The organism is Corynebacterium sp., from assembly GCF_043426755.1.
Lineage (GTDB): Bacteria > Actinomycetota > Actinomycetes > Mycobacteriales > Mycobacteriaceae > Corynebacterium.
The window spans coordinates 1-10,278 of sequence record NZ_JBHWRP010000094.1 but is presented as its reverse complement, the minus strand read 5'-3'; the positions used below and the strand labels follow the sequence as shown (position 1 = coordinate 10,278).

The window sequence follows — 10,278 nt, the reverse complement described above, 5'->3', positions numbered from 1 at the left end:
TCGTCACCCTCTCAGGCCGGAGACCCGTCGACGCCTTGGTAGGCCATTTCCCCACCATCTTGCTGATAGGCCGCATGCTCATCCCATACCGCCCAAAGGCTTTCCAACAAATGTTGAATATCCGGTATTAGACCCAGTTTCCCAAGCTTATCCCGAAGTACAGGGCAGATCACCCACGTGTTACTCACCCGTTCGCCACTCGAGTACCCTGCAAGCAGGGCCTTTCCGTTCGACTTGCATGTGTTAAGCACGCCGCCAGCGTTCATCCTGAGCCAGGATCAAACTCTCCACAAAAAAATGTTTCAGAAGAAACAAGGCCGTGAAAAGCCCAAAACCCAACCAAAACAAACAACCAGCAAAAACAACACCACAGTGCTGTTAAATACTTGTTGTCCAAAAAATAGAATTACAACAACCAACCCCCACCCGACAGGGAAACAACAGGGGCTGGCAAAAAGTAAACAACCATAAAAAATTATGATTCATCTACCAATCTGAATGCACATCAACTATGCACACCCATGCTGCACCGAAAACAAAAACACACCACAACCACGGAAGCTGCAGTGCGACCGGCACACACCAACAACAACCACCAGTCAAAAACCGTGATCATTGCAAGCACACAGGCACACACACCAACACACAAACAAAAAAGTACATTGGCACACTATCGAGTTCTCACACAACATTCGCACACCCAGCCGAGCAATCTTGTTTCGATCACTCTTTTGAGCAGCGGATTAAGAACTTACACTTTGAATCTAACTTGTGTCAAATTCGCTGGTATTTCGTTCTTTCGCGCCACTTGTTAACCTCTCGGTCACTTCCTCGTGGCGACTTGTAGAACTATAACCTCAAAGCTGATTTAAAAGCAACTTTGCTGGTCATCAGTCTTTTCTAGGCAACGCTTCTGCCCTAGTGATAGACCGCAAGCAGGCCATCCGGACCGTCAATCACTTTTACGGGAGTATTGAAGATCTCGGTCAGAAGATCGCCCTTCATAACCTCTTCTGGTTCACCGAACGCGATGATCTTTCCATCTTTCACAGCACAGATGTAGTCCGCATAGCGTGCGGCGAAGTTGATATCGTGCAGGACCACGATGATCGTGCGGCCAAACTCCTCTGCCGCTTCCTTCACGTGGCGCATCATCTGAACAGAGTGCGCCATGTCTAAGTTGTTCAGTGGTTCGTCGAGAAGCACGTAGTCAGTCTCCTGGCACAGGACCATCGCAACGTACGCGCGCTGGCGCTGCCCACCGGACAACTGATCGAGGTAACGGTTCTCCAGCTCAGTCAAGTGCAGGAAGTCGATGTAGCGAGAGATGATCTCCTCGTCTTCCTCCGTCAGCCGACCACCGGAATAGGGGAAGCGACCGAAGCCAACGAGCTGACGGACGGTCAGCTTCGTCATGAAGTGGTTTTCCTGACGCAAGATGGAAATGATCTTGGCAAGATCCTTCGACTTCGTATTGGAGATGTCGTGCTGAGCGACGGTCACGGTGCCGGAATCCATTGCCAGCAGGCGGCCGATCATGGTCAACAAGGTCGACTTGCCTGCGCCATTCGGCCCAATCAGAGTTGTGATGCCCCCCGCGGGAATCTCTAGGTTGACAGGTCCGATCGCAACATCAGAGTTATATTCTTTGCGGACATCGGTCAGTGTAATCACAGGCGCCCCTTTCGCAGTACGACGATCAGGAAGGTAATTCCTCCCACCAGCTCGATGATGATGCTCACTACGCCCTGGGCGTAGAACACGTGGTTAAGTACGAAGTACGCTCCCGTAAGCACCACGTAGCCTAGCAACGCTGCCATCGGGAAGATATAACGGTGATCATAGGTCTCGGCACACTGATAAGCCAGGGTGGCTACCAGGAAACCCAGGAAGGTCATGGGCCCCACCATGGATGTGGAGACCGCCATCAAAACGCTGACCAGCATCAAGGTCAGAATAGAGTTTCGCTTGAAGTTAACACCGAGGTTGGTCGATGTTTCTGCACCGAGCGACATCACGTTGAGCGTGCTGGAGCGAGCCAATAGGATCGCCACCACCACGATGACCAGTGGAATGGCAATCGGGTAATAGCTGGAGTCCGCATTATTCATCGAACCAAACATGCGGGCCGTCAGCACGTCGAATTCGCTGGGCGCAAGCGTGCGCTGCATAAACGTGGACACGGAACCAAGTCCCCCGCCCAGCACGATGCCCACCAGCAGCATGGCATGCATGTTGCGCGATGACCGAGTCAGCAGCCACGAATACAACAGGAACGACAGCACCACCATAACCACGATCTGGAACACGAACATGCCCAGGTTATATGCCGCGATCAGCCCGCTCGCGCCGAAGAAAAAGACCGTGGAGGTATGGATCAGCGTATAGAGCGATTCGAACCCAAGAATCGACGGAGTAATGATCCGGTTATTTGTCACGGTTTGGAAAGCCACAGTGGCGATCCCCTGGCAGACCGCAACGATGGCCATCGCGATCACCGCGTCAAGGCGCCTCTGCGCAAGCAGCCAGAATCCCTCCGTGCCAAAATCCATGGGGTTGTCGTAGGCCAGCAAGCCAGCGGTGAACAGCACCGCAGCCACGGAAAGCAGCGCAACAATCACCCAGTAGCGGCGCCGCGAGCGCGGGTCCTGGAATGCGCCGACGGCGCGTGACGACGAAGACTTCTTTGCCTTCGTGGTTGTTGCATTGTGAGCACTAGTCATTGGTTGTCTGCCTCACAATCAACACGATGAACACAACCGCACCCACGATGCCGAGAATCACAGATACCGGCATCTCAAAAGGCGCGATGATGGTCCTGCCGATGAGGTCACAGATAGCCACAATCGCAATGCCCAAGAGACAGACCCACGGAAGGTTAGAACGCAAATCATCGCCGCGGATCATCGAGACGACATTAGGCACGATCAAGCCAAGAAAGGGCAGGGAGCCAACGACGACGGTGACAACACCCGTGGCCACGGCCACCAGTGCGGTGCCGATCAGCAAGAGGCGGTTGTAATTGACGCCTACGTTGGTAGCCACTTCCTCGCCGAGACCTGCCACCGTGAGCCTGTCTGCATAGAAGAACACGATGACGACGACGATGGCGACAATCCACAGAACCTCATATTGCCCTGCGACGATGTCTGTGAAGCTGCCTGCGAACCAGATGCCAAGCTGCTGCAGCATATCCACCTGGAGCGCGAAGAATGAGGAGATTGCCCCGACGACAGCGCCCAGCATGATGCCGATGATCGGCACGATCAAGCTGGACTTTAACGTGACCCGCCTGAGGAAGAGGAAGAACACCATCGTTCCCACGAAGGCGAAGATCACGGCGCCCACCATTCGCTCGAGGACCGTAGCCGAGGGAATCAAGTAGAGGGTGAACAGCAGGCCCAGGCCTGCCCATTCGGTCGTTCCGGTGGTGGTGGGTTCCACGAAACGGTTTTGGGTGAGCAGCTGCATGACCAGCCCGCTCATCGCCATCGCGGCACCCGCCAGAACTAAGGCAATGGTCCGCGGAATGCGGGTGATAGCAAACATCTCCGCGCCGTCTTCGGCTTCAAAGATGCTGTACTCACCAGTTAATAGGGAGATCACCAGCAGAACCACCACTCCGAGTGTGGCGACGATCAATTTCCAACTCCAGAGTCGGCCATGTGATCGTCGTGAAGCGCCGCTCTTGGACTGCTTCGAAACCTCGGATGGTGCAGACTGCATAGACTACGGTGTTCTCCCTATTAACTATTAACTCTGCGCGTTTTTACTTCTGTCCCTCAAACGCATCAGCAAGCGCGTTGAGCGTTTCGGTGTACGTAATGATTGATTCATTAGTGTAGGTGTCTGCTGGCGCGTAGACCACAGCACCCTCCTTAACGGCGGTGACGTTCTGCAATGCAGAGGAGTCCTCGATGACGCTCTGCGCTGGAGCCGAATCGTCGCCGGTTGCCGCGTCGCGGTCCAGAACCAGCATCCAGTCCGGGTTGGATTCTGCGATTGCCTCGACAGAGATATCGTCACCCTTGTGGTTGTCCGAACCCGATTCCACCTCGAGTGCTGGAGTCATGCCGATCATGTCGAAGATCGGGCCCCAGAAACGGCCGACACTTGGAGCGACGTAGCCGATGTTGCCACCGGACACATTGACAGCCATCACAGACTTGGATGGGTCATAGACGTCCTTGGCACGCTTAAGAGCGGCGTTGAAGTCGTCGACAAGCTTCGCTGCCTCCTCTTCCTTCCCCAGCGCCGCGCCCAAGGTTTCCACCTGGCGGATCAGCTCCTGGTCCATCGACTCGTCCTCGCGCGGCTCCAAGTCGATCAGCGCTGCGTCCGGCGCCAGCTTCTGCAGATCCTCGTAGTACTGGCTGAAACGCTGGCCGTTGATGATCAGGTCTGGCTGAACCGCCACCAGTGCTTCCAGATCTGGCTCGCGGTGGTTGCCGATGTCAACGATGCTCTCGTCATCGCGGTACTCGACAGTCTCTGGCATCAGCGTGCGCGGAGCAGCAACGAGCTCAACGCCCCACTGCTCGAGAACCTCGAAGGTGCGGTTATCCAGCGAAGCGATGGCCTCTGGGTTCGCAGGAACCTCGACGGTGCCATAGTTGTCCTCGATAGTGATGGTGCCTTCCGAGCTTGCCGCATCGCTGGCGCTTGCAGTGCTTTCCGACGAAGAATCTGCTGCGGCCGAAGTGCTAGAAGCAGCCGAATCAGTGTCATCCGTCTGGGAGCAGCCGGTCAGCACGAGGGTGAAGGACGCGATACCCGCGACGATTGCCTTACGGGAAGAAAGTTTAAGTGTCATGGAACACCATTTCCTTTAGTTAGATTAGCCTTACCCAAGTTAAATTACTCCTACGCCGCAAGTAAGCCAAGCCTTACCTTTGAATTTCTTCTACTCTAATCGACGAACTATCCCGCTAACTGGAAAAATGCGAAATAGGGGTACCCCCGCGGGATACCCCTATTTAGAGCACACAAACGTGCGCTAATTGCTCCTAATAGTTCGCACTACTTGCGCTTATCTTTGTTCGGCAGGGCAAGCAAGCCCAGTCCAAGAGCAACAAGCCACGAGTCCTTCGACAGCGAGAGGCCCTGCTGGGAAGGACGGATTCCGTCACTCTCTGTGTTTTCCTCGTTATTGAAGTACATCGTCAGAAGACCCGAACCAAAGGCGACGAGGCCAGCACCCGCAACCTTGTTGGATACAAACGGTGCAAGCAGAGCGGCGCCGAGGCCGACTTCTGCCCCGCCGAGGTACTTCGAGAAGTCCTTGGCTGGAAGATTCTTAATGGCAGAGATGCCAGAGGTCGCCGCCTGGTGCAAACCTGCGGACGCCTCCTCAGGAAGCTTCAGCTTGCCGATTCCGGAGTTAAGAATATAAGCGCCAGGAATAACGCGCAGTGCAATCGATGCGGGAGTGTTAGCCATAAAAATCAACCTTTCATCAGAAATAAATGATCATATGTCATGATAACAGCAAAACAGTGACGTGTCACAGTACTTTATCCCACCAGGCATTCTAGCCAGAATTGCGCAGCGCAGTGGCCAAACCGTTCATGGTCACCTGAATGGTTTTGGACACCAAGAAGGAATCATCGCCCGCACGGTAACGCCGCAACAGCTCTAGCTGCACCGCGTTCAACGGCAACAGGTAGGGATAACGGCGTTTCAGCGAACGCGCCTGACGCTGGTTTTCGCTGACCAAATCCGCATTGCCTGTCACCTTGAGGTAGACCTCGCGAGTCAGCGCGAACTCGTCGGCGATGATGCCATAGATGCGGTCCGCCAACTCCGCGTCATCAACCAGGTTGGCATAGAGGCGCGCCAGGGAGAGCTCCGCTTTCGCCATTACCTGAGCCATATTCGAAAACACGGTGCGGAACCACGGCCACGTTTTATACATCTGCTGCAACGTGTCCCAGCGCGCAACGTCCTCCCCCGCCCACTGGCTCACCGCGGTACCCACGCCGAACCAGCCAGGAATGTTGGTGCGCGACTGCGACCACGACAGCCCCCACGGGATCGCGCGCAGATCAGAAATCGCGGTGGTCTGCTTCCTCGCCGCTGGGCGGGATCCCAGGTTCAGCTCCCCAATCTCATGCAGCGGGGTGGATTGGGTGAAGTACTCAATGAAGCCCTCGTCCTCAACAAGCTCCCGATATTTCTTCCCGGATAGCGCGGCAATCTCAGCCATCGCGGCGTACACTCGCTCCGGGTCCTCAACTCTGTCGGTATCCAGCAGTGACGCCTCCAGCGCACCAGCCGCGAAAGCCTCAAGATGGCGGCGTGCCGTCGCGGGCGACCCATACTTCGCCGAGATCACCTCCCCCTGCTCGGTAATACGCACGGCACCAGATACCGCGCCCTTAGGCTGCGCCAAAATCGCATCATACGTCGGGCCACCGCCGCGTCCCACTGCCCCACCGCGGCCGTGAGACAGGCGCAGCTCAACGCCATGTTTCTCGAAGAGCTCCACCAGTTCCAGCTCGGCCGCGTACAGCGCCCAGTTAGCCGACAGGTAGCCACCGTCCTTATTGGAGTCCGAATACCCCAGCATCACCTCTTGCACATTGCCACGACGCCGCAAATGCTCCCGGTACAACGGCACCTGCCATAGCTGCTCCAAGATCCCCGCCCCAGCCTTGAGGTCGTCGATCGTCTCAAAGAGCGGAACCAGATTTATATCGCGCAGCCCCACCTCTTTGAGCAGCACCATCGGCTCCAGAATGTCACTGACCGTCCCCGTCATAGCGATGATGCAATTCTCCACCGCCGGCGCACCATGCCGGCGTACCGCTTCGGCCGCTGCCCGGAAAATGCCCAGCTCCTTCTCGGTATCAGGGCTTAGGCCCTCCGCATCCGGGAAGACGAGAGGACGGTTGCGCTGGATCTCGTCGATAAGCAACACCTGCTTCTCGCTTTCGCTTAACGACGAATAGTTCTCGCACAATCCGGCGAAGGCAAACAGTTCGGTGAGCACCTTCTCATAGGACTCCGAATTCTGGCGCAGATCCAGCGTGTACAGGTGGAACCCGAAGGTGCTCACAGCAGAGCGGATGCGTGCTAGGCGGTCGTCGGCGATGACGTCGTCGTTGAACTGGCGCAACGAACGGTCAATCACATCGAGGTCGCGCATCAACTCATCCGGATGCTCATAGGAGTCATGCCCGTTGTCGTCACCGACGGTTGCTCCTACCCTGTGACGCACGCCGAAGATGGCACGCCGGTAGGGCTCGTCGACACGCGATGGCCAGTCATTGCCCCCGGCCTGCGCAAGCTCCAGCAACTCACCGGAGCAGGACGAGTAGCGGTCCGACAGGCTCAATTCGCGCTCCAACTCCGCAAGCTCTGCTTCGTAGTAGCGCAGGGCCGTCTCGGCTGCCTTGCTTGTTGCGTACGTCAAGGTCTCGGCATCAACATAGGGGTTTCCGTCATGGTCACCGCCGATCCAAGAGCCCGTGCGCACCGCTGCCACGTCCTGCAGCTGCAGGCCAAATGCCTCCTGCGCACCGTCGCGGATCGCACGGTTGATCGCCGGGACCTGCTCCAACAGCGACAGCTTGTAGTAACGCAAGCCCACGTCCACCTCGTCTTCCAGAGTGGGCCGCGAGATGCGGATTAGCGCCGTCTGCCACAGCAGGGTCATCCGCAGGTAGATCTCGTGGTCGATCTCCTTGATTTTCTCGTCGTATTCCGCCCCTGCCGCGTCCCGACGAGCCTTGAGCAGCTCCTTCATCCGCGTCTGGGTATCAAACACTGTGCGACGCCGCGTCTCCGTCGGGTGCGCTGTAAACACCGGCGAGATCCGCGCACCGCGCAGCACCTCGGACGCGTGTGAAGGTGAGACATCAGAGGCCTTGAACTTGGCGAAGGACTTCTTCAGCGACACCGCAGCTGGCACCGATTCGTCGTCAAGATCCTCGGCAAGGTTGGTCAAAAGCGCAAAATAGGAAAAGGACCGGGCCACAAGGTTAGCCTTGGTGATGTCCAAATCGCGGAAAATCGCCAGGAGGTCTTCTGGGTCCGACTCTCCGCGCGCCACGGCAAAGGCGGTCTGTCTGGTGGATTCGACGAGTTGGAAGATGTCCTCACCTTCCTGGACGGCGATAACGCGCCCCAAGATGGCCCCTAGGACGCGGATATCTTCTTGGACGTGTCCAGTCACTTGCTTTCTCTTTCGGTAGGTCCTGCCGGTCAACGGTGGCTGTGCAGCCAGAATGTTTTCTCCAACATAGACTGTCCACCGGACATGCGCAGCAAAAACTCCCCTTTACGCAGGTAAAAGGGAGTTTTTCTGGGGAAGGCTAGAGGACCATTGCGGCGACCCAACCAGAGATCAGTAGCGGGATGTTGTAGTGCAGGAACGTCGGGATCACGGTATCGCGAATGTGGTCGTGCTGACCGTCCGCATTTAGACCGGCGGTCGGCCCCAACGTGGAGTCCGATGCCGGCGAACCCGCATCGCCGAGGGCACCTGCGGTACCAATCAGCGCAATTGTTGCAGCTGGAGAAAAGCCCATCGTCACACACAGCGGAACATAGATGGTGGCGATGATTGGCAGAGTGGAGAACGAAGAACCAATACCCATCGTGACGATGAGACCTACGACCAGCATCGCGATGGCGGCCGCGGACTTGTTACCGTCGAAGATTTGGGCGGTAGAGGTCACCAGCGGCTCCACCTCACCAGTCTCAGCCATGACCGCCGCAAAACCCTGAGCGGTGATCATGATGAAACCGATCAGGGCCATCATCTTCATACCACCGGTAAAAACGTCATCGGCCTCGCGCCAGTTCACGGCACCGGTCAGGAGGAAAATCGACAGGCCCACCAAGGCACCGACTAGCAGCGAGTCCGCCTCAGTGCCCGAAGACTGCATAACCACCTGGACTGCGAACGTGGCCACAATAGCGATTAGCGCCACGATTACCTTGTATTTCGATACAGGTTCGTCTGCAGGTGTTTGCTCCGCTTCCACGTCTTCGGCGACCTCGACGGCGGCCGCGCCAGGCCCAGTTGCCTCAGCGCCGGCAGTGTCTGGTTGGGTGGAAGAGCCCGGCAGGGGCTCGTCGTTACGCGGAGCCGTACCCGCTTCGATGCTGCGGTCGGCGTAGTCGCGTGGTTTGCGGTAGGAAATGAAGATGGCGATCAAGAGGCCGGCGACCATGCCCAGCGCTGGGATCGTCATCACGCCGAAGATGTTGATGCCCGAGATGTCTAGTCCTGCGGCTTCGACGTTGCCCAGCAAAATGTCATTCAGGAAGATCGAACCGAAGCCCACCGGGATCCACATGTACGTGGTGACCAGGCCGAAGGTGAGGATACAGGCGATCAGGCGGCGATCAAGGCGCAGCTTGTTAAAGACCACCAGCAGCGGCGGGATCAGGATCGGGATGAAGGCGATGTGCACGGGGATCAGGTTCTGGCTCATCACAGCCATCGCCAGGATGCCCAGCAGCATGCCCCACTTGGTCACCGCGATCGTGACTTTTTTCGTTGTCTCGTTGGTGGTGCCGATGCGCTTAATCAGCCAATCTGCAAGCAGCCGCGGCAGCCCCGAATTAGCCACTGCCATGGCAAACGCACCGAGCAAGGCGTAGCTCAAGGCGATTTTCGCGCCGCCTTGCAGGCCTTCTTGGAAGGCGACCATCGTCGTTTCCAGTCCCAGCCCTGCTGTCAGGCCGCCGACGAGCGCGCCGATAAACAGCGCCAAGACTACGTGCACGCGGCAGACGGACAGAATAAGCATCACGATAACCGCGATCAACACTGCATTCATAGGTGTTCACACTAGTCTGCTGTATGTCTGCATAAAAACGCTGAGAGTCGCTCCTCCCCCGTTTTCGCACAGGTAGTTGTGGCCGGTCCCGCTGGGCTCACTGCCGCGGGGCGAAGCCGGGCTAAAATGCCGAACCTCAACTGTTGGATTAGGAGGAAATCGTGGTCCACAACCGCCCCAGGCCCCCTGTTCCAACATTTTAGGTCCAACAGTTTGGTCCGCAGGCAGGGCTGCGCGGTCCCGGCGCGGCCCTTTAAGGGAAAAACGGGAGGGAAACGGCGGTCCCTCATCCGAGTAAAAGCAAAACCCCAGCTCTTTGGTGAGCTGGGGCTTCAATTGGTGGAGTTGCCGGGAATTGAACCCGGGTCCTTCGCTGCCGCGCCAGGGCTTCTCCGTGCGCAGTTTGCACGGTGTCTCTACTCGGCCCTCCCACTCAGGCAAACGAGGTGGGATGACGGGCCCAGTTAGTGAAAGGTGTCCTTGCTTA

At 57.1% G+C, this 10,278-nt stretch carries 8 protein-coding genes and 1 rRNA gene; 1 reads left to right on the top strand and 8 read right to left on the bottom strand.

All coding sequences use genetic code 11. The annotated features are described in order from the left end of the window. Positions 1–294: ribosomal RNA gene (locus tag ACHFGA_RS09560) — 16S ribosomal RNA — on the bottom strand; the annotation flags it as partial. Positions 295–297: 3 nt separating this feature from the next. On the opposite strand from ACHFGA_RS09560, the gene ACHFGA_RS09555 reads away from it, so the two are divergent. After that, positions 298–471: a hypothetical protein gene (locus ACHFGA_RS09555; protein ID WP_394282153.1), complete on the top strand. Its 174-nt coding sequence runs from the start codon at positions 298–300 to the stop codon at positions 469–471. 447 nt (positions 472–918) lie between these two features. Here ACHFGA_RS09555 and ACHFGA_RS09550 read toward each other — a convergent pair whose 3' ends face one another. The 7 genes from ACHFGA_RS09550 to ACHFGA_RS09520 all read right to left on the bottom strand — a co-directional run bounded on the left by ACHFGA_RS09550 (position 919) and on the right by ACHFGA_RS09520 (position 9,791). Then, a complete protein-coding gene (locus ACHFGA_RS09550; protein WP_394282152.1) occupies positions 919–1,674 on the bottom strand; it encodes an ABC transporter ATP-binding protein in 756 nt (251 codons plus the stop codon). Next, positions 1,671–2,723, bottom strand: a complete 1,053-nt coding sequence (locus ACHFGA_RS09545; protein WP_394282151.1) for an iron chelate uptake ABC transporter family permease subunit — start codon at positions 2,721–2,723, stop codon at positions 1,671–1,673. Before ACHFGA_RS09545 ends, ACHFGA_RS09550 begins: the two co-directional genes overlap by 4 nt. Beyond that, entirely contained in the window at positions 2,716–3,726 is a 1,011-nt protein-coding gene (locus ACHFGA_RS09540; protein ID WP_394282150.1) for an ABC transporter permease, read from the bottom strand. Before ACHFGA_RS09540 ends, ACHFGA_RS09545 begins: the two co-directional genes overlap by 8 nt. Positions 3,727–3,769: 43 nt before the next feature. Next, positions 3,770–4,813, bottom strand: coding sequence for a siderophore ABC transporter substrate-binding protein (locus ACHFGA_RS09535; protein WP_394282149.1), 1,044 nt, complete (start codon positions 4,811–4,813; stop codon positions 3,770–3,772). 206 nt (positions 4,814–5,019) lie between these two features. Beyond that, positions 5,020–5,439, bottom strand: coding sequence for a hypothetical protein (locus ACHFGA_RS09530; RefSeq protein ID WP_394282148.1), 420 nt, complete (start codon positions 5,437–5,439; stop codon positions 5,020–5,022). Positions 5,440–5,530: 91 nt separating this feature from the next. Continuing rightward, complete coding sequence (ppc, locus tag ACHFGA_RS09525; RefSeq protein ID WP_394282147.1) at positions 5,531–8,176, bottom strand: phosphoenolpyruvate carboxylase; 2,646 nt, start codon at positions 8,174–8,176, stop codon at positions 5,531–5,533. A gap of 139 nt (positions 8,177–8,315) precedes the next feature. Beyond that, on the bottom strand, positions 8,316–9,791 hold the full coding sequence (locus ACHFGA_RS09520; protein ID WP_394282146.1) for a Na+/H+ antiporter family protein: 1,476 nt from the start codon (positions 9,789–9,791) through the stop codon (positions 8,316–8,318). Positions 9,792–10,278: the final 487 nt, after the last annotated feature.